Source organism: Mycoplasma sp. 3341 (assembly GCF_051549855.1).
Classification (GTDB): Bacteria; Bacillota_I; Bacilli_A; order Mycoplasmatales; family Metamycoplasmataceae; genus Metamycoplasma.
Genome location: NZ_CP196080.1, coordinates 20628 through 40148 on the forward strand (window position 1 = coordinate 20628; position 19521 = coordinate 40148).

At 31.8% G+C, this 19521-nt stretch carries 17 protein-coding genes, 1 tRNA gene and 1 pseudogene; 13 read left to right on the top strand and 6 right to left on the bottom strand.

Annotation, left to right across the window (positions count from 1 at the left end; genetic code table 4):
• The first annotated feature begins 22 nt into the window (after window positions 1–22).
• Window positions 23–1420, top strand: a complete 1398-nt coding sequence (gene tig / locus ACSH40_RS00075) for a trigger factor (RefSeq protein ID WP_438341535.1) — start codon at window positions 23–25, stop codon at window positions 1418–1420.
• 721 nt (window positions 1421–2141) lie between these two features.
• Here the strand turns inward: tig and ACSH40_RS00080 are convergent.
• Together ACSH40_RS00080 and ACSH40_RS00085 are read right to left on the bottom strand one after the other, a co-directional pair.
• Entirely contained in the window at window positions 2142–3329 is a 1188-nt protein-coding gene (locus tag ACSH40_RS00080) for an acetate/propionate family kinase (RefSeq protein WP_438341536.1), read from the bottom strand.
• A gap of 22 nt (window positions 3330–3351) precedes the next feature.
• A complete protein-coding gene (locus tag ACSH40_RS00085) occupies window positions 3352–4323 on the bottom strand; it encodes a phosphate acyltransferase (RefSeq protein WP_438341537.1) in 972 nt (323 codons plus the stop codon).
• A gap of 263 nt (window positions 4324–4586) precedes the next feature.
• Between ACSH40_RS00085 and pdhA the strand changes: the two genes are divergently transcribed.
• From pdhA to lpdA, 6 genes and pseudogenes are all read left to right on the top strand, one after another.
• Window positions 4587–5684 carry a pyruvate dehydrogenase (acetyl-transferring) E1 component subunit alpha gene (gene pdhA, locus ACSH40_RS00090; protein ID WP_438341538.1) on the top strand — a complete coding sequence of 366 codons (1098 nt, stop codon included), beginning with the start codon at window positions 4587–4589 and terminating at the stop codon, window positions 5682–5684.
• 43 nt (window positions 5685–5727) lie between these two features.
• The gene (locus ACSH40_RS00095; RefSeq protein ID WP_438341539.1) at window positions 5728–6726 is read left to right on the top strand and encodes an alpha-ketoacid dehydrogenase subunit beta; all 999 of its coding nucleotides are present in this window, start codon (window positions 5728–5730) and stop codon (window positions 6724–6726) included.
• Window positions 6727–6895: 169 nt separating this feature from the next.
• Window positions 6896–7108 carry a hypothetical protein gene (locus tag ACSH40_RS00100; protein WP_438341540.1) on the top strand — a complete coding sequence of 71 codons (213 nt, stop codon included), beginning with the start codon at window positions 6896–6898 and terminating at the stop codon, window positions 7106–7108.
• 12 nt (window positions 7109–7120) lie between these two features.
• Window positions 7121–7849, top strand: a complete 729-nt coding sequence (locus ACSH40_RS00105) for a 2-oxo acid dehydrogenase subunit E2 (RefSeq protein WP_438341541.1) — start codon at window positions 7121–7123, stop codon at window positions 7847–7849.
• A 2-nt stretch (window positions 7850–7851) separates the two neighbouring features.
• A pseudogene (locus ACSH40_RS00110) lies at window positions 7852–8082 on the top strand (biotin/lipoyl-containing protein); the annotation flags it as partial.
• A gap of 311 nt (window positions 8083–8393) precedes the next feature.
• Window positions 8394–9821, top strand: a complete 1428-nt coding sequence (lpdA, locus tag ACSH40_RS00115; RefSeq protein WP_438341542.1) for a dihydrolipoyl dehydrogenase — start codon at window positions 8394–8396, stop codon at window positions 9819–9821.
• 47 nt (window positions 9822–9868) lie between these two features.
• Here lpdA and ACSH40_RS00120 read toward each other — a convergent pair whose 3' ends face one another.
• From ACSH40_RS00120 to ACSH40_RS00130, 3 genes are read right to left on the bottom strand one after another with little or no spacing between them, the layout of a single operon-like run.
• Entirely contained in the window at window positions 9869–11038 is a 1170-nt protein-coding gene (locus ACSH40_RS00120; protein ID WP_438341543.1) for a hypothetical protein, read from the bottom strand.
• Window positions 11038–12333 (bottom strand): hypothetical protein, encoded by a 1296-nt coding sequence (locus tag ACSH40_RS00125; protein ID WP_438341544.1) that lies wholly within the window; start codon window positions 12331–12333, stop codon window positions 11038–11040. Before ACSH40_RS00125 ends, ACSH40_RS00120 begins: the two co-directional genes overlap by 1 nt.
• A complete protein-coding gene (locus ACSH40_RS00130; protein ID WP_438341545.1) occupies window positions 12317–12685 on the bottom strand; it encodes a S1 RNA-binding domain-containing protein in 369 nt (122 codons plus the stop codon). The genes ACSH40_RS00125 and ACSH40_RS00130 overlap by 17 nt, the downstream gene beginning before the upstream one ends.
• A gap of 126 nt (window positions 12686–12811) precedes the next feature.
• On the opposite strand from ACSH40_RS00130, the gene cypl reads away from it, so the two are divergent.
• The 6 genes from cypl (at window position 12812) to ACSH40_RS00160 (ending at window position 17921) form a co-directional block, all read left to right on the top strand.
• Window positions 12812–13897 carry an ABC transporter thiamine pyrophosphate-binding lipoprotein p37/Cypl gene (gene cypl / locus ACSH40_RS00135; RefSeq protein ID WP_438341546.1) on the top strand — a complete coding sequence of 362 codons (1086 nt, stop codon included), beginning with the start codon at window positions 12812–12814 and terminating at the stop codon, window positions 13895–13897.
• 101 nt (window positions 13898–13998) lie between these two features.
• Window positions 13999–15570: an ABC transporter permease subunit gene (locus ACSH40_RS00140; RefSeq protein ID WP_438341547.1), complete on the top strand. Its 1572-nt coding sequence runs from the start codon at window positions 13999–14001 to the stop codon at window positions 15568–15570.
• Window positions 15571–15593: 23 nt separating this feature from the next.
• Entirely contained in the window at window positions 15594–16094 is a 501-nt protein-coding gene (locus tag ACSH40_RS00145) for a hypothetical protein (RefSeq protein WP_438341548.1), read from the top strand.
• A gap of 58 nt (window positions 16095–16152) precedes the next feature.
• Window positions 16153–16623 carry a hypothetical protein gene (locus ACSH40_RS00150; RefSeq protein ID WP_438341549.1) on the top strand — a complete coding sequence of 157 codons (471 nt, stop codon included), beginning with the start codon at window positions 16153–16155 and terminating at the stop codon, window positions 16621–16623.
• Between the two features lie 112 nt (window positions 16624–16735).
• The gene (ychF, locus tag ACSH40_RS00155) at window positions 16736–17842 is read left to right on the top strand and encodes a redox-regulated ATPase YchF (RefSeq protein ID WP_438341550.1); all 1107 of its coding nucleotides are present in this window, start codon (window positions 16736–16738) and stop codon (window positions 17840–17842) included.
• 5 nt (window positions 17843–17847) lie between these two features.
• Window positions 17848–17921 (top strand) — tRNA-Trp (locus ACSH40_RS00160).
• 229 nt (window positions 17922–18150) lie between these two features.
• Here the strand turns inward: ACSH40_RS00160 and ACSH40_RS00165 are convergent.
• On the bottom strand, window positions 18151–19509 hold the full coding sequence (locus ACSH40_RS00165) for a M17 family metallopeptidase (RefSeq protein WP_438341551.1): 1359 nt from the start codon (window positions 19507–19509) through the stop codon (window positions 18151–18153).
• Window positions 19510–19521 lie beyond the last annotated feature (12 nt).

Sequence of the window (19521 nt, forward strand, 5' to 3'; positions counted from 1 at the left end):
GAATATAACAAAGGAGTTTTTTATGTTAAAAAGAAAAATCGATAAGAAAAAATCTGAATTATCAGTATCAGTAGAAATCGAAGCTAAAGTTTGACAAGAAGCACAAGAAAAAGCCCGTAAAGAACTAAGAAAAAAAGTTGAAATTAAAGGTTTTAGAAAAGGTAAAGTTCCAGCCGCTGAGGCAGATAAATACATTACTGAAGGTCAAGTACAAGCTCAAGCAGTTCAAGAATTATTACCAAAAGCTGCTGAACAAGCTGCAACTAAAGTTAAAGAAGAAGATTTTATTTTAGATGCTCCAGAATGAAACATCTTAGAAGCAGACAAAGACAAACTAGTTTTAGAATTTGTTTATCCTTTACTACCTGAAGTTAAACTAGGAGAATACAAAGATCTAGGAATTAAATTACCTTCAATCAAAGTAAGCGAAAAAGATGTTGAAGAACAAATTCAAAAAATGCTAAAACGTCATGCAATGTTAGAAGTTGCTGAAGACTTAATCCAAGAAGATGACAGGGTAAACTTTAACTTTAAAGGATTTGTAGACGGTGAAGCATTTGATGGCGGAGAAGCTGAAAACTTTGATATTATCATTGGTTCAAAACAATTTATCCCAGGATTTGAAGATAACCTAAAGAAATTCAAAAAAGGTGATGAAGGAGAATTTGACATTGTTTTCCCTAAAGATTACCACATGGAATACTTGAGAGATAAAAAAGCTACTTTCAAAATTAAAGTTAACGAAGTTAAAAGACCACAGCTTTCAGAATTAAACGATGAATTTGTAAAAACATTGGCAATTAAAGATGTTAACACTGTTGAAGAGTTGAAATCTTACCTAAAAGACCTAACTAAACGTGAAAAAATCGAACAATCAAAAGAAAAATTTGCTTCAGAAATTATGAAGAAATTACTTGAAACTTCAGAATACCCACTTCCAGATCAAATTGTTCGTAAAGAAATGTCAGAATACTACAAACGTTTTGAACAATCTTTAAAACAACAAGGCGCATCAGTTGAACAATACTTAGAAGTTGTTAAAAGTACTAAAGAGAAACTAGCAGAAGAAATCAGAACTGAAGTTGTTCGTAATTTAAAAATTTCATTCACATACACTGCTATTGCTAAAGCTGAAGACATCAAAGTTGAAGATGCTGATTACGAAAATGAATACTCATTGTTAGCAAAACTATACAATATGGATGTAGAAGAAATTAAAAAATACATTACAAAAGAACAAATTCAACTACCTCTAATTAACAAAAAAATTATTGCTACTTTAGCTAAATACAACGACCCTAAAAATTACAAATCAGTTTTTGGTGACATTCTTTTACCAGAACCAAAAGAAGAAGTAAAAACTGGCGAAGACAAAAAAGCTCCTGCCAAAAAAGCAAGTGCTAAAAAATCAGAAAAATAATAAGTAAAACAGTTAAGCAAGATTGATTACAGTCTTGCTTTTTGTTTAAAATCAATAGGTATTTTAGTATTGAAGGATAAGAATTAAATATCCAAAATAATTAAAAAAGATTGAAAAAATATCATTTGATTCGCTAACTCAGTAAACAATCTTCGCTGATCAATAATAATTAACTTTATTTAAAAAGAAAGACCAAATAGTTTTAGACGAAAACTCAGTAAAAAAAACAAGTAAAACTTAGTGTTTTGTCGAAAACTTAATTAAAGTTAGCAATAAAATCAACAAAAATCTCAGTTCTTTTAACAAAGAAATTGGCATCCCAGCATCCTCTGGGATTTTTTTATTTAAGTGAATATTTAGATATTTAAACGGATGAGTCAAAACTCACTAGCAGTTATTTTTTAAAAACCATTAATCTCTCAGGACGTTGTGATTTTATAGCGCATCAACTAAAAGACGCTGCCTTTAATAAGTTATGTCACAGTTAGTTTTCTATAAAAAGGTGTGTTGGCTATTTTTTATTTGTTTAAATATAGCTATTTTCCAAGATTTTATATACTCATCTTATAAAAAAACGTTTCACAAAAGAAAATAAAAAATTTTGAGATTTAAATAAATTAAAGCTATAAATTCAATTTGTTGTTCTATTTCGTTGCTGATGAGCACTTTAGGTTCAAAACTTATAAAAAAACAAAGCCAATAAAGGCTTTGTATGCATTAATTATTTAGCTAAACTTTTTACATATTTAGCAATAACAACTTCTTCATCTGTTCTAATTTTGTAAACTGGAATTTTTGAAGCAGGAGAAGAAATTAATTTGTAATCTGCATATTTTTCTTTGTTTGCTTTGTCCGATAGTCTAACACCGAATGATTTTAGACCTTTAACTACTAGATCACGAACAATATCATCGTTTTCACCAATACCAGCTGTAAAGACAATGGCATCAATAGGTTTACCAATTTTATTAATATATTGAGCAATGTAATCTACTACTTTACGGCAGAATAAATCAATTGCAAATTTGGCATCTTCATTTTTGTCATTTTCTCAAGCGGCATGTAGATCACGAACGTCGTTAGATATACCACTTACACCTAGTAAACCAGATTTTTTAACCATCATGTTGAATACTTCTTCAACATCTTGTTTTTCTACCCGCACTAAGTAGTCAGTAATTCCTGGATCAATTGCACCACAACGTGTTCCCATCATCAACCCATCTAGAGAACTAAATCCTACTGAAATGTCTAATGATTTTGAGTCTTTGATAGCACAAACTGAACTTCCAGATCCTAAGTGTGCAACAACAATATTGTTTTTAGTTTTACCTAAAATAGTTTTCATTTTGTCATTAATGTAGTCATAACTTAAACCATGGTAACCAAATTTATAGATGTTGTATTTTTTAGCTCATTCTTGATTGATTGGGAATGTCGCATTAATTTTTGGAATTGTTACGTGGAAAGCTGTGTCTTGAGCAATAATTTTTTGTACATGTGGCAATTCTTTTTCAAAAGCCTCAACAGCCGCTAGTGTAGCAGGCGCATGTAACGGAATGAATTTAGCAGCTTCTTCAATTGATTTTTTAACATCTTCATTGTAGTGAACAGGAGTTAGATATTTGTGTCCTGATAAAGGAGTTCTGAAACCAATTCCGATTACTTCGTCTAAATTTTTGATAATTCCATATTTTACTCATAAACGAGTTAAATTTTTAACAGCTTCAACGTGGTTTGGTAAGTAAGCACGATCTTCAAATTTTTGACCGTTAAACTTGGTAATAATGTTTCCGTCTAAGTTAATTCTTTCACATAGACCGCTAGCAAGTTGTTCCAATTTGTTAGCTGAGTATAGTGCTCATTTTAAAGAAGAAGAACCTGCATTAACAACTAAAATTTTCTTCATATTTTTATTAATCCTTAAGTAATTATTTGTCTAAAAATTCGTATCCTTTTAGAACTGTAATTGAAGTAACGTCGATAACGTCTTGAACTGTTGCTCCACGGCTAAAGTCGTTGATTGCTCCGTTAACTCCTTGCATAATAGCTCCAACAGCTCCGTATTTTCCTAAACGTTGTGCAATTTTGCATCCAATGTTACAGCTTTCTAGGTTAGGGAATACGTAAATTCCTAATTCTTTTTGAGGTGCTGAAGGGAACTTGTGTGCTCTAACTTTTAAATCGTAAGCTGAGTCGAATTGCATTTCTCCATTAATCATGTTAATGTCTGTTTCTTGTGCTAAAGCAACAGCGGCACGAACTAGGTCAGGGTTTTCTCCTTTTCCAGATCCATTTGTTGAGTATGTTAAGAATCCGGTCAAGTCGTTCATTTTCATTGTGCGAGCGAAATCGGTTGCATTTTTAGCGATGTCAACTAATTGTTCAGCAGTTGGTTTTTCCACTGTTGAAGGATCAGTTAGAATGAATTTTTCATCATCTTTGTGCATTACCATAATTGATGAAATGGTTTTGATTCCTGGTTTTGCTCCGATGCATTTAAAAGCAGCTCTTAGAATGTCAGCTGTTGAGTAAATTAATCCCCCTACTGCTGAATCGACATCTTTGGTTCTAATCATCATAGCTCCAAAGTATGGTCTTTGATTTAGATTTTTACGGCATGTATCTAAATCTTCTTTTCCTTTACGGATAACAACAAGTTTTTGAGCATATTCCTCAATCTTGTCAGCCATTTGTGTCATAACGATATTTTCTAAACCATCATTTACGATTTGTGATTCGTTTTCTAACAACATAATAGGTTTAGCTAATTTATTTTCTTGTAGATATTTAGCAGCTTCACGGCTTCTTTCATCATCCCCATCGATGAATAAAACACTTAGAACTTTTTCAGCAGCTTTTTCTTTGATTAAACTGTTGATATATTCACTAAATTTTGACATTTTGTCTCCTTAAATCTTGTTTTTGAATATAAAAAACTATAATAATCTAAATTTTACCCTTTTCAAAGTAAATATTTTAAAAACCTTATATTAATATGCTTTGATTGGCCATATCTTACTTTTTACTTTTTGCAAATCTTTAATACTTATTAAATTTAAGGAAAATAGAGGGCAAAGATTTTCGCTCCAAGCAAGTAAAAAAGAATTAAAAATTATTTATAATTAAAGTGCAATACTTGTAAGAAAAATGAAAGGAAAAATAAATGAGTTTCAAATATATTAAATCTGCTACATATGTTATGTCAGATAAAAACGAAATGGTTCGTTTATTAGACGTTGATGGAAACTTAATTGACAAATCATACAAACCATCAGCATCAAATGAAGAACTATTGAAAATGTATGAAACAATGGTTAGATCTCGTCAATGAGATATCTACGCTCTACAACTACAAAAAACAGGACGTATGGGAACATTTGCTCCTAACTTAGGAGAAGAAGCTACCCTATCAGCTCTTGGAGCAGTTATGCAAAAACAAGACTGATTCGTTCCTCACTACCGTGTACTTGCAGCACAACTATCACACGGTGTAAAAATGAAAGACGTGTTTAACTACTGAAGAGGATCAGAACAAGGTTCAAACTTTGCTAAAGATGTTAATGCTTTACCAATGCAAGTTGTTATCGGTTCACAAATTTCACAAGCAGCTGGAGTTGCTTATGCACTAAAACAAACCGGTAAAAAAGATGCTATTGCTGTTACAACAATCGGTAACGGGGGAACAAACGAAGGGGAATTCCATGAAGGACTAAACCTAGCTGCAGTTCGTCACCTACCAGTATTAGTAGCTGCAATTAACAACCAATGAGCTATTTCGGTTCCAGAACACAACAGTTACATCGTTCCAACACTTTCACAACGTGCATTTTCATATGGAATGCCAGGACTACGTGTAGATGGAAACGACTTACTAGCAGCTTACGAAGTTGCTAAAGAAGCTGCTGACTACATCCGTCAAGGAAATGGTCCAGTTTTAATTGAATTCGTTACATGACGTCAAGGACAACACACCACATCAGATAACCCACGTATCTACCGTACAGCAGAACAAGAAGCAGAAAAAGAAAAATGAGAACCAATGCACCGTATTGAAAAATACCTATTTGACAATGGAATTCTTACAGAAGAAATGAAACAAAATATGTGAGATGCAGCTCTAAAAGAAGCTAAAGAAGCATATGAAGAATCAACAAAAGACCTAGCAAAAGAAGGATACGACGACATTTTCAAATACACCTACGCAGAAATGCCAGCCGAACTAAAAGAACAACACGCAGAAGGACTAAAATTCAAAAAATAATTGCTAGCCAATTATTAAAAGAATATTTATTAGGAGAATTTTTATGGATAAAAAATTAATTTCAGTAAATAACATCGGTGCTCTAAACCAAGCCCTACACGTTGCTATGGAACGTGACCCATCAGTAGTTCTATACGGAGAAGATGCAGGGTTTGAAGGTGGAGTTTTCCGTGCTACAGAAGGTCTACAAAAAGCTTTTGGTTCAGATAGAGTTTGAGATGCTCCAATTTCAGAATCAGGACTTGCTGGTATGGGAATCGGAGCTGCTGTTGCAGGTCTAAAACCAGTTGTTGAATTCCAATTCTCAGGTTTCTCATTCTACGCTCTTGCTCAAATTTGTACAAATGCTGCTCGTTTAAGAAATAGAACACGTGGAAAATACCATGTTCCTGCTGTATTCAGAATGCCTTGTGGAGGAGGAGTTAAAGCTCTAGAACACCACTCAGAATCAATCGAAGCTATCTACGCTCACATTCCAGGTCTAACAGTTGTTATGCCATCAACACCTTACGACATGAAAGGGTTAATGTTAGCTGCTATTGAATCACCAGATCCAGTTATCTTCTTAGAACACAAACGTGACTACCGTGCTTTCAAACAAGAAATTCCTGAAGGATACTACACAGTTGAATTAGGAAAAGCTAACGTAGTTGTTGAAGGAGACGACTTAACATTAGTTACTTACGGACACATGGTTCACGAAACTACTGCTGCTCTAAAACAACTTCACGAAGAAGGATTTGACATTGCTGGAAGAGTTGAACTAATTGACTTACGTACACTAAAACCATTAGATACAGAAACAATTATTAAATCAGTTAAGAAAACAGGAAAAGTTCTTGTTGTTACTGAATCAGTTCAATCATTCTCAATCGCATCAGAAGTTATTACTCGTGTTAACCAACATGCATTTGACTACTTAACACACCAACCAGTTCGTTTAGCAGCTCCAGACGTAACCATTCCTCTACCTGCATTAGAACCAGAATTCATGGTTGACAAAAACAAGATTGCTCAAACAATTAAAGAAATGTTAAAATAGTCATCAAAATTAACTTGAAAACTCAATAATAAAAATCTTGCCAAAAACGCTATTTGCAGCGAAAAAAGGCAAGGTTTTTTCTTCTTTTTTGTAAATTAATATATAATTTAACGTATAAATAAATTAATAAATTTTATCGATCTGCTTGATCAAATGAAGGAGGCTTTAAATGGCTGATGAAAATAAAAAACCACAAGTCGAAGAACAAGATGCTCCTGCTGTTGTAGGACAACTACAAGTTTCAAACGACTTACTAGATTTTTCAATGTTCAGTAAAAAACCTAAAAAATGTGACGGAGAATGCTCTGCTCAATCGAAAGATGAAGCACAACTAACACCACGTGAAAGAGCAATTCTTGAAAGAAAACAAAAAGCAGAATAAGGAAAATAACTTATGGAAGAAATTGTTAAAGTAAAAGAATTATTAGCTAAAGAAGAAAAACTAGCTCCTATTCGTAAAGCTATTGCGAAAAATCTAAAAAATGCTATGGATCATGTTACATATTGTTCTTTAGTAACTAAAGTAGATGCAACTGAATTATGAAACTACCGTAAAGCGGTATTAAATGATGTTGTTGAAAAAACAGGAGTTAAATTAACATTCCTATCATTTATTGTAAAAGCTGTTGCTATTACATTATCAGAACAACCAATGTTTTCAGCAAAAGTTGATGAAGAAGCTGGAGTAGTAAAGTTCCCAGGAGAATTAAACATCGGTATTGCTGTTGACACACCATACGGACTTGTTGTTCCTGTAATCAGAAACGTAGAAAAACTAAGCATCGTTGAAATTCAACAAGAAATCGTTCGTTTAGCAGGATTAGCAAGAGACAAAAAATTAAAAATGTCAGATATGCAAGGAGCTTGCTTTACAATTACCAATATAGGTACCGTAGGAGCTCTTTACGGAACACCTATCATGAACTATCCAGAAATTGCTATTTTAGCAACTGGAGCAATCATTGATGATGTTGTTGTTAAAGACAAACAATTTGTAGCAGCAAAATCAATGTGACTAACAATCGCAGCTGATCACCGTTGAGTAGATGGTGGAGATATGGGAAGATTTAACTATAGAGTTAAAGAATTATTAGAACAACCAGAAAAATTAGGAGATTTATAATTATGTTTAAAATGCAATTTACAGACATCGGAGAAGGTCTACACGAAGGAACAGTAGCTGACGTTTTCGTTAAAGAAGGAGACGTAGTTAAAGAAGGTGACAACCTATTCTCAGTTGAAACAGATAAAATGACAGCTGAAATTCCTGCACCAGTTTCAGGAAAAGTTGCTAAAGTTTTAATCCAACCAGGACAAGAAATCACAGTTGGAGAAGAAATTTTCTACATCGAAGAAGCTTAATAATCTGCTTCGCCAAACTGCCACTTTGGCAGTTTTTTTGTTACTTCTTTTGTAAAAACGTCAAATTGTAAAGAAAATGAGTGATTTTTGGAAAAAAATATTTTCAACATTCATTATCTAAAAGCCTAGAGCAACAATTGTTGCTGCTATTTCTTCGTACTTTTTAATCAAAAGAATAGTTTTTTATTAAAGTAGGCAAAAATTTAAAAAAGTGTAAAATGGTGCTTTTTGGCCTTTTAAAGACTATTTTTAACCTAAAGTTATATAATTTATAATTATTAAATTTAACGTCAAAAAGGAGAAAAATGAGTTCAAATTACAACGGACCAATTGATGCAGAATATGATTTAATCGTTATTGGAGCAGGTCCTGGTGGATACTTAGCAGCAGAAGAAGCTGGTAAACATGGTCTAAAAACTCTTATTGTTGAGAAAAAATACTGAGGAAGAGTTTGTTTAAACGTTGGATGTATTCCAACCAAAGCTCTTTTACACTCAACAGAAGAATACAACAAATTAGTTAAAAACCAATTAGCAGGTTTAGGAATTAATTTAGACCTAAGCTCAGTAGCTGTTGACTGAGACAAAATGCAAGCACAAAAAATGGCTACAGTTAACAAATTAACTGCTGGGGTTAAAATGTTAATGAAAGGAAGCAAAGTAGACGCTATCGAAGCTGAAGCTGAATTCATAGGAAGCCACGAAATCAAAGTGTTAGACAAGGTATACCGTGGAAAATACATGATTTATGCAATGGGTTCACACAACCGTCGTCTAAACTTACCAGGTTTCGAAGAAGGATACAAATCAGGTAAAGTTCTTACTTCAACTGGACTAATCAATTTCAATAGAATTCCAAAAAGTTTAGTAATCATCGGTGGAGGAGTAATCGGAGTTGAATTTGCTCAAGTTTACTCAGCTGTTGGAACAAAAGTTACAATCATTCAAAACTTAGATAGAATTCTTTACAACTTAGACAAAGATGTTACTGATGAAGTTACAAAACGTCTAAAAAATGTTAACGGTGTTGAATTTATTTTCAATGCTAAAACTAAAGCTCTTGAAGGGGATTTTGTTGTTTACGAAATCGATGGTCAAGAATACAAAGTTGAAGCAGATGTTGTTTTAAGTGCTGTTGGACGTATTCCAAATTCAGCTCACTTATCAAACACAGGAGTTGAACTAGGACAAAGACAAGAAGTTCTAATCAACTCAAAATGTGAAACTAATGTTTCAAACGTTTACGCAATTGGGGACCTAGTGGGACAAAACATGTTAGCTCACGTTGCATACAAACATGCAGTTATTGCAGTTTACGATATTCTACGTAAAGAAGGAAAATCTGACCTAAGCATTAACTACGATCCTCTAACAGTTCCAGGATGTATCTACACTGACCCTGAAGTAGCTTCGGTTGGTCTTACTGAAAATGCAGCAAAAGACAAAGGTGTTGAATATGTTGCTGCTAAATATAGCTTTGGATTTGTAGGAAAAGCTATTGCTGCACACCGTGACTATGGATTTGCAAAATTAATTGTTGAAAAATCAACAGGAAAAATTTTGGGAGCTGAATTAGTTGGAGCTAACTCAACTGACATGATTTCAGAAATTGCTATGGCAATGGATCATAAAATGACAGTTTACGACCTAGCAAATGTAATTCACCCACACCCAACATTCTCAGAAATTTTATGAGAAACAGCGCGTCAAGCAGTTCACAAATTAGGAAAATAGTTAATAATAAAAGCAGCGCAGGCTGCTTTTTTGTTTTTTTGTTTTACTTAATTTTCTCAGTCATCATCATCATCGAAATCATCATAGTCTTCATCGTCATCATCTCAATGATTTTTAGAAAATCCAAATTTAGCATGTTTTGCTAATTCCATTATTTCATCTTGATTGTCAATAAATGACATAAGCTCTCTATCTCTTTGTTTACTAAAGACCAAATCCATGTTATCTGTATTCATTAATTTTGCTTCCACATAAAGTGCTTCCAGGTACGAGCAATTGCTTTTAATAGAGCTCAATTGTTTATGTTTGGATGAAATAAGTTTTTGGTATGTTTGTTCGTAAATAGAAATTTCATACACTAGTGTATCCATCAATTTGCAAATCTTTTGACAAACCAATTCCCTATTTTTTTCATAATCTTTTGGGTTATTATCATCATAAATATTGTCAGAAACAACCTTAAAAATACCGGTTACACCTATTGAACCAAAAACTTTCATTATTCCGTGAATAAATCCAGTTGCCTCCATATCTACAAGTTGATATTTTTTGAATTCCGGATTACTTAAAATTGGATTATCTTTAGTAACAAAACTGTCGCCAGTTAGTATTCATGAAACATAATCTATTCCTAGGTAATCAGTCATTACACTATGTTCTTCATTACGTAAAATGTCATAACTAATAGGTTCTCCAGGAATTTGACCTAAAGTGTATTTAGATGAACCTGAATCATCTTTTATTGCTGTTGCATCAACATCTCAGTACCGAGCATTACTAATTGCGTGAGTACTCAAAACAGGTACATCTTTTCGAATAGAACATGCTGAACCAATATTGTAAACTACTGAGTATGTATTTGGATATAAACGTGCAATAGTTGAAGCAAGTGATGCGTTAACTTTTCCTACTCCTGAAAATAGAACATCAAATCTATGTCCCGATAGTTTGCTTTCATACTTGTAAATAGTATAATCATCATACATATCCATTTCAGTTTCTTGAATAAAGTTGAAATATTGATTGTATGGATCAAAATCATCATAATCAGCTATAACAAATAAAATATCAGCAGCAACCGATGCTTTGTCAAATGCAGCCTCTGGATCTTTTACGATTGTGTGTGTTTTGTTAAGTACTTTTTGTATTTTTGTATCATATTCATCAACAAACTTTTTGATTTTTTCTAATTTTTTAATTACTGTTGCGTTAGCCATTATCTTCCCTTTCATTCATCTAATAATTGTGTTTCATAGATACCTTGTGATTGATTGTGGAAAGGACTTAGTCCGTGTAGGTAACTGCTCATCAAACTAGCATTTTGTAAGAAAACTATAAGATGTCCAAACGATTCGAAACTTTGATCTTCTACTATAAGTTCAATGTTTCTTATTTTCCCAATTCTGTGATTCGTTTTAATAATTGATTGATAAGATTGTTTTTTAAGTGAATTAGTTGTTAACGAAGAAAGTGACTTGATGTCTTCACTTTCATCTTGACCGACTGGAATTCTGTAATCCATGTTAGTTTTGTCGATACTTAAAAATGTTTGAAATAGATTATTGAATCCTTCTTGTATAAATTGAATTCGGGTTGAAATGTCCTTCGAAAATATCGCAGTATCCAGATAAAGTGATCTTTTTTGTTTGCTATCGGCTTCACCAAAAAGATATTGTCAAAGTTTTGCCACCGATTTTAAATCTTCATCGTAAGCAACAAACAGCTCGTGATTAATGTTGTGTTTTTGTAATGCAAAACGAGCTATAGCATAACAGTATGCTGCATTTTGACTCAATTCACTGAAACTAAAGATTTCATGTGCTTTTTTAGCGCCCTTCAGTACTTTATCGATATCAATACCAGCCATTGTCATAACAAAAAGACCAACAGGAGTAAGAGCAGAGTAACTATCTGAGACGCTATCAAGAATAACAAAGGTTTTGTAATCATTTTTTCTTGCTAAATGATTTAATCTACCTGAGTTAGCATTTGTTGTAACGATTATGAATTTATTTGCATTTCTTGTTCCGATTTGTTGCTCTAAAATATCTTTAACAATTTTGAAATTAGCCAAAACTTCAATATCATTTCCGCTTTTTGAAATCAAATTAATGGCGAATTTTTTATTTCTCAAATACTCACTCAAAGATGCTGCTTCACGTCCGCTCAAAATGTGGTCGATGTAAATGATTTCAACATCACCTGCATTTCCTCAGTTTTGCTTACCGAAACAAAATTCGATAGCAGCTTTTGACTGTAAGGCAAGTGAATTAGGAGCAACAACTACTAAGGCTTGCACATCTTTTTTCAATGCTTTTGCGGTCTTGATAATATCTTTTGTGTCAATGATTTTAGTTCCATCTCTTTGTAAATCTAGAAAACCAAAAAATTCATTCCCTTCTGCAGTGCGAGTCTGAATTTTATAATCAATTTCTTTTACTAAATCTTTATAAGTAAAATAGATTGTGTCTTTAAGAGCATTTTTGATATTTATTTTAATCTTTTCCGTCATTTTTTAACTCCTTCTTGCAAAACTTCATTAATTTTTCAAACGAAGCATTTTTTTCATCAAATACAAAACTAAATGGATTTCTTAAATACGGTGGTCTAATTGACTTAAAACTAACACTATATGTCTCTTTTTTGTCATCATAATTCAAAACTTGAACATCGACCATATCGCCAATTTTGAAGATATCCTCTAAATTAGCAATAAAAAAATCACTTACTTCTTTAAGGTTCAAACGACACGTATTTTTTTGTCTTGTTTCAAGCAAAACAAATGTTCGATAAATTTTTTTTACTTTAGCACTGACGATTAATCCTGCTTGCATGTCGACTCCTTGTTGAGTTTTTTGTTTCATATTATTAAAATTATATAATTACATTAATTAAATATATTAATAAACGGAGTAAGAAAGATGCCAATAAAGCTAAAAAAAACAATACCACTTGTTTTTCTTTTGACTGGAAGCAGTCTTTTTTGTCCTATGCTTGTATCTTGTGCGCAAAACGATAATGAAATAATTATTAACGTGCCACAAGCCTGGTCAAAAAGTTTCAATTTAGAAAAAATAACTTTTTTCAAACAAATTGAACAAAAATACAATGAGTTGAAAAAATTAAATGATAAAACTAAAGACTTGCCAGACATAAAAATCAAAGTTAACATCATAAGTGACGATAGAACATTGTTCGATAGTGCTCTGGTACACAAAAACAATATAAGTATAACTACTTCTAATTTTTTACTGCAAAGAGCATCTTTAACTGACTATCAAGTTAATTTGGTCAAGCCTTTTTTGCAAACTTTAACTCTTGCTCCTAAGTACGACAGTGAAGGATTTTTTTGAGTAGACAATGCTAAAGCGTTACAACAATCAGTAATGCAAAGAAATGAACTGCTGACAAAGAAACCTTTCAATGAATGAAAAAACGATGAATATCAGTATAAAAATGGAATTTATCAGTCTTTTTACGATTTAAAAACAAAAATACCATATTATCGCGGGGATATTTTAATAGTAGGTTCACCAGAAACTAGGTCAATGATCAAGACTGCCTGAAATGAAAAGGATTGACAAACGTTTCGCTCCTTTAACATTGCGTTGGGTGAAAGTTCATCTTCCTCAAAATATAAATTTGTTGAACTTTTATTTCAAAAGCACTTCAATTTGAAAAAAAATCAATTTGACTCTTTTGCTATTCAAAAACAAAAAGCAAGTTCTAATTTTTTCACCTACCCAAAAGGAAGTGGAGCAAAAGATATGAAATCAATGCCTGAAGTACACATTTTTTTAGCAGAAGAAGGTGAATGAGCATATCACAATTCACAAAAAGAACCAACCCTTTACACACCAGCAAAAACTGATGAACAAGTTGAAATTTTAACAACAACAGATCCCATACTTTTTAATGTTGTAGTTGCTAATAAATACATGAGTGATGATGTGATTAGTTTATTACAAAATGCAATTTTGAGTTCAAAAGATGACTGAGGTTACTGAGTAGGAATTAACGGTTATGAAAAAACAAATGCTGACAAAATTACCGAGTTTTACAAGAAGGCTTTATAATGAATAATAACTTTTTTAAAAGTCGCTATTTTAAACAAAAAAGTCTAAAATGACTGATTTTTTTACTGCTAATTGTTCTTTTTGTTTTATGTCTTGTCTATATGAAATTTAGTTTTTCATTAGGTGGGTCTGAATATTTTTGAAAGGGAATTAAAAATATTTTTACTCCTTATTTTCAATCATCATATCTTCAAAATGAATCTTTAATTTGACTAAGTTTCAAATTTTTACTATTGACTATTCAAATTACATTGCTAGGAACTATTCTAGGGGCATCTCTTGCACTTTTAACAGCATTAGTAACAAACTACAAAACAAACAACAAGTACTGAAGTTTTGTTGTTAAGGTGTTTATGTTATTACTCAGAAGCATTCCAGAAATTATTTATATTTATTTATTTGTATTTAGTTTTCACAAGCAACTAGCAACAGCACTTTTGATTAGTTGATTTACTTGAATATGACTACATAAATTTATGAGTGAAGCAATTGAAAATTTAGATGTCAAAGCATACAACATTTGACTCAAAAAAGGTTTTTCAAAAACACACGTTATTGTTCGTTTTTTGTTGCCACAATTAGTCAACAAATTTGTCATTTATATTCTTTACTCTTTCGAATCAAATATGCGTTGAACTTCAGTGTTTAGTTTTTTAGGCTTGATTGGAATAGGTGAGTTATTGAATGAAGCATCATTGACAATGTATAAAATGCATGAGTTATTGATTCCTTTGCTATTTTTGGTTTCTTTTATTTTCGGTCTTGAGTGATTAAGTCACAGCGTCGTTAACAAAAATAATAAATCACTCAAATCACACAAAACACGCGTCAATAGTTTAAAAAAATTCAATCTTTATGAGTCTTTGAAGTGAATATTTTTGATTTTGATTTTGATTTTTGTTATTTGCTCATTTGTCACAATGCCAAGTTTTGGCATTAAAAAAAGCCAGACAATTCTGAATGATTTATTCAATCCAAATTGAAAAATTTTGCAAACGAATGAGAATGTGCTTAATCTTATTTTTGACTTGTTAGTGCAGGTATTCGTAACAATTATTTTTTGTATTTTGTTCAGCTATGTAAACATTTTTCTAACCAACAATAAAACAAATAAGGCATATTTTGTTTGAATTAATCGCTTTATTTTTACTTTTATACGAATTATTCCGACTTTGACAATTTTCTATATTTTTTGATACGCATTTAGTAATGTTGTGTCAGGATTTGTGTTTGCTTTTGCTTTACACTCATCGACAGTTGTTTCTAAACAAATCAATGAAGCGATTAGTAAAATCGAAACTAATAGTATTGAAATATTGAAAAAACAAGGATGAAATAAGCTAAAAATATTTAATTCATTCATTTTAGCCAGTGTTAAAGTTTCAATATACACGTTTTTGTTTTTAGAAATCGAAAAGAACATTCGTAATTTTATTAACTATGGGACTTTTGGGGCTTCTGGTTTTGGATTAGCAATAAGTTATGGCGAAAAAAATAACTATCAGGATATAGCTCCATATGTATGAATAAGTTTACTACTGTTGTTAATGCTAAATTTGGTTTCGGAAACAGTTCGTTATTTTTATCTAAACCACTCAAAACCATTCTTTCTTTTTGGACTAAAAGGAACCCGAGTCTTTAAAGTAGCCAAATCTCAAAAAATGACATGATAAAATTTTAAGTAGAGAGAGGTATTATGGAAAACAATCAATATTTGAATGAAAGTATTAAAAAAATTAAAGGTTTAGCAATCTCGAGCATTATTCTTCACTTTGCAATATGAATCACATTCATAGTTTTCATCATAAAAATTGTAATTAATGTTTCTAAAATTGCAACAACTAGTGAATCAAGCTCAGATAGCCTATCAGAAGTATCTAAAGCATTAAGTGATCTTATTACAAGCATTAGTGCACCAATAATAGTTTTATCAATTTTAGGAATCATTAATTTTGTCTTATCAATTATATTAACTGTTAAAGTAGACGAACTACAAAATAAACTTTCGCGTTCCGATTATTATTCACAAGAGCAAACAAATGCAGATCCTGCCTTAGCAAGACAAAACATGGAGAAAAAAATGGCTGCCGATGGATTATCGAACATAAAAATCCTATTAATTATCGGTTTCTTCATTCCATTAGTTAGTTTAATTGCTAAATTTATGACTATTTCAAAATTAAAAAACTTAGATTAATTCTTAGAATGTTATAAAATATTTAATGTTTAAATTATTATAAATTCTAAGGAGAAAAATGATTTACTCAATGGAAGATTTGAAAAATAAGTCAGCCAAAGCTTTTAAATTGATTATTACAACATTAGTAATCAGTGTCGCTTGATTTGTATTCTGAATTGTTGGTGTAGCATTAAGTAGCAATTTCAGCACTTACATAGCACTAAAAGTAGTGTCTTTAATTGTTGCAATTGTTAATCTTGTAATGACTATATTAACAATAATTGCAATTCACTCAATCAGAAAATGTGCTCAAGCAATTAATGAAGGTTCTCAACCAAACCACGATGTAAAGCAAATTGAATCACTTTCACTAGTTGCTTTCATATTTTTACTTGTAGGATTATTTATCGGTGTTCTTTCACTAGTAGGTGCAGTTATAGCGCTTATTGTTGTAATTAAAGGTAAAAAATTACAAGCAACAATGAATAATAACATTGAAGATCAAAACCACAACAATTCAGATAACGACATCAAATCAGACTTATAAGTTCTACATGCAGAAGAATACCTTCTGCATTTATTTTTACTTTTGAAATCTCTAGACTAACAAGTGTGTAAAAATTGTTTATAATACTATTTATTGCCAAAAAGGAGTTAATATGAGTTTAAAAGCAGGTATAGTAGGATTGCCAAATGTCGGAAAAAGTACATTATTTAATGCTTTAACTTTGAATGAGGCTGAGGCACAAAACTATGCATTTACCACAATTGAACCCAACACAGCAATAGTTAAATTGCATGATCCAAGATTGATCAAGTTAGCAGAATTAGCTAAAACAAAAACTATAATTCCAGCAACATTTACATTTGTTGATATAGCAGGATTGGTTAAAGGTGCTTCAAAAGGGGAAGGTTTAGGGAATAAGTTTTTAGCTAACATTCGTGAAGTTGATGCAATTGTTCATGTAGTGCGTTGTTTTGAAGACTCAAATATAATGCATGTTAATGGAAAAGTTGATCCATTAGACGACATAAACACAATTAATCTGGAACTAATCTTAGCCGACTTACAAACTGTTGAAAATGTGATTGCAAGAATCGGTAAAAGAGCTCAAAATTCTGGCGATAAAGATTTAAAATTAGAATATCAAACAGCACTTGACATTCGTAGCTTTTTAGAGCAAGAGAAAAATGTTCGTGAGTTAGATTTGAGTGATGAGCAAAAAACAATAATCAAATCTTGACAACTTTTAACTGCTAAACCAATTATTTATGTTGCCAACCTAAAACAAGATGAAATAAGTGATTTAACACAAGCCAAACACTATCAAACACTGAAAAATCATCTTGCTAAGACTCAAGACTTATTAATTCCTATTTGTGTTTCTCTTGAATATGAACTTTCAAAATTTGAAGACGAAGAAGAAAAACTTGCATTTTTAAATGAATACAATCTTTCAGAAAGTGGACTTAATAATTTAATTCGCACAAGCTTTTATATGCTAGATCAAAAAACATATTTTACTGCAGGCGAAATAGAAGCAAGAGCTTGAGTATTTAAAAATGGACAAAATGCTGCTCAGTGTGCTGGAATTATTCATACTGACTTTGAAAAGAAATTCATAAAAGCAGAAGTGATTTCATATGATGACTACGTTTCTCTAGGTGGAGAACAAGCGGCTAAAGAAGCTGGCAAAATGCGCTTAGAAGGAAAAAGTTACATAATGCAAGACGGTGATGTTTGTTATTTCAAAATAGCCAAATAATGTCAAGGGGCTTAGTTTAACGGCAGAACTAAGGACTCCAAACCCTTCGGTGCAGGTTCGAATCCTGTAGCCCCTGCCATGTGTTTATTCACTATAAAAATACAAAAAAACATAGCAACAAAAAAACGCAACTGATTTTTTTTTTAAATATGCTTTATTTTTTTATTCTCTCAATTTACTTACATTAAAGTCAAGTTTAAAACTTGGCTTTTTTTAATTTACCTCTTATTTTGAGTGCTTTTTCAGTCTTAAAGAGACAAAAAAACTCTGACTTTTTCAGTCAGAGCAATTTTTAGTTTATATTGATACTATAAGTTTTTTGCTAACTCAGCTAGAGTTTTGATTGCAACACCTTGTGGCATTTCTGAAAGTTCATTTGTACCAGCGATATCAAAGTGCATGAAGTCTGCTTTTTCAGCGAATTCTTTTAAGAACATAGCAGCAGAAATACTTCCACCATTTCCTGATAAGTCAGTATTTTTTAAGTCAGCAACTTTTGAAGATCTAATGTTTTTAGCAAAGTCTTCATGTAGAGGCATTCTTCACATTAGTTCATTGGTAGTTTTAGCAGATTTTTCAATTGCTTTTCAATCTTTATCATTTGAGGCTCAAACACCAGTGTAGGTAGTTCCTAGTCCAACTAAGATTGCACCTGTTAGAGTAGCAACAGTAGCAACTTTTGTAGCTTTTAGATTTCTGATTGCATATGTCATACCATCAGCAAGAACTAAACGCCCTTCAGCATCAGTGTTATTGATTTCAACTGTTTTACCATTCATTGATGTTCATACTGAGTCTGGTAATGATGCATCTCCATTGATGCGGTTATCAGTTAAAGGCATAACAGCCACAACATTAGCTTTTGGTTTGTAGTAAGAAATAAGCATCATAGCAGCAGCAACAGCAGCACTACCTGACATATCATATTTCATTCCTAGCATGTATCTAGATGGTTTTAGTGAGTATCCTCCTGAGTCAAAAGCTATACCTTTTCCAACTAATCCTAAAACTTGGTCACTGTCTGGATTTCCTTTGTATTCAACTACAACTAGACGAGGTTCATAAACACTTCCTCTGTTAACACTTAAAAATAGTCCCATTTTTTGATCTTCAATTTGTTTTCTGTTTAAAACTTTAACGTGAAGGTTTTTGTATTTTGACAATTCTTCGTCATAAGCTTTTGCTAAATATTCTGATGTAGCATAGTTTGGAGCCATTTGTTGTAGGTTTCTTGCTCATCTAACTACGCTTGCGACTTTTGAACTTTCTTCAAATTCAGCACTTAAATCACGTTTTGATAATAAGTAGAAATCTAATTCATCTTTTTTATCATCTTTTTTAGTTTTTAGATTGTAAATAGGTTGATTGAATTCGTAAGCCTCAACCGCCAATTTAACAACTTCGCTTGCACTTAATTTTGCACTTGTGAATGTAGCAACATCTAATTGGTATGAACGTTTTAGATTTGCTGTAAACGCTTTAATAAATGACTCAAATTTTTCTGCACCAAATTCTTCTTTTTTTCCTAAATATACGTATGAAGTGTTTTTGTTGAATAAGTCAGTTACTACATTATCTTTTTTAAGAACAACTTCAGGTAATTTGCTTTCTTCGAATGCTGCTTTTAGAACTAAAGCATCATTTTTTTCATTAATTAACTTAATCATTTTTACTCCTTT